Source organism: Staphylococcus sp. 231237_7MaSpsaltlick, assembly GCF_043107035.1.
Map to the genome: position 1 here is coordinate 1 of NZ_JBICNX010000257.1, position 631 is coordinate 631.

Annotated in this window: 1 protein-coding gene; it reads left to right on the top strand. The window is 31.5% G+C overall.

The window, feature by feature from the left end:
• The first annotated feature begins 288 nt into the window (after positions 1–288).
• Positions 289–534: a cassette chromosome ssDNA-binding protein gene (ssb, locus tag ACF91D_RS31320; RefSeq protein WP_071331185.1), complete on the top strand. Its 246-nt coding sequence runs from the start codon at positions 289–291 to the stop codon at positions 532–534.
• Positions 535–631: the final 97 nt, after the last annotated feature.

Here is a 631-nt window from a genome sequence, read left to right on the forward strand (position 1 = left end):
ATAATCCCCTATCCACCATTTGATACTTATTTAAATCATTTAAGCTTTTTATCAGCAACATATCTTCATATACTAGATATGAAGTATCGTAGTTAATTATATCGATAAAATCATCACTATAAATAATTACATCTTCCAAAGTAGGTATCAACAATATACCCCTCCCTCCTATTTTTTGTTCCGCGGCAAATCTATTTCTTTCAATTAAGCTTATTATAGCAATCGATTGAATAGGTGTTAACTTGTTTAATCAGATTGACTCTTTAAAAGTTATTGGAGGAATTTAAAATGAAAAGTAATGCACAAAACTTTTTATACAGAGCATCTATTGCAGTTGCTTATCAATTTCCTGAGAATAAGTGTTTTCATTATAGTGATTTGCGTAAAAGCGTAAATCATATGTGCAATACGGCTGATCAGCAAGAAGCTGCAAGACGTTTTGCATACTGGGTTAAAAATGCTGATGTACCATTTGTTATAGTCGATCACACTTATCCTATCACATATAAAAAAGTGAAAGGTGGTAACAACTAATGGCTAACAACATCTTCGAGCAATATCCATACTGGTTAGATTCAAATGCATGGTATGAACTTATTCGAGCAAAAAACAAAAATGACGAAGATAAGGT